Consider the following 427-nt stretch of genomic DNA (forward strand, 5'->3'; position numbering starts at 1 on the left):
ACCCAGCCCATCCCCTCGATGCCGCTCTATTTCTGGGGCGACGCGCCCGCGGGCGCACCGGCATTGCCGGGCGACCCGCAGGGGCCGCGCTACCTCGCGAGCTACTTCGACATGTACCCGCCCGGCCATGGCCGCCAGCCCGGCGGCGGCGACGGCCCCGCGTCCATGGGCGCCGTCTGGCGCCACGGCGACTGGCTGCGCGTCGGCCCGGAAGGCCGCTGCGTGATCTACGGCCGCAGCGACGCCACCATCAATCGCCACGGCCTGCGCATGGGCACCAGCGAGCTGTACCGCGCGGTGGAGGCTCTGCCCGAAGTGCTCGACAGCCTCGTGGTGGACCTGGAATACCTGGGCCGCGAGAGCCACATGCCGCTCTTCGTGGCGCTGCGCGAGGGCGCCGTGCTGGACGACGCGCTGCCTGTCTCTT

The 427-nt window shown here is 73.1% G+C and carries 1 protein-coding gene; it reads left to right on the forward strand.

The window, feature by feature from the left end; all coding sequences use genetic code 11:
• The coding region (locus FJV41_RS57470) for a hypothetical protein (protein ID WP_281291681.1) at positions 1-427 on the forward strand (427 nt) is incomplete at both ends.

Source organism: Myxococcus llanfairpwllgwyngyllgogerychwyrndrobwllllantysiliogogogochensis, from assembly GCF_006636215.1.
Lineage (GTDB): Bacteria > Myxococcota > Myxococcia > Myxococcales > Myxococcaceae > Myxococcus > Myxococcus llanfairpwllgwyngyllgogerychwyrndrobwllllantysiliogogogochensis.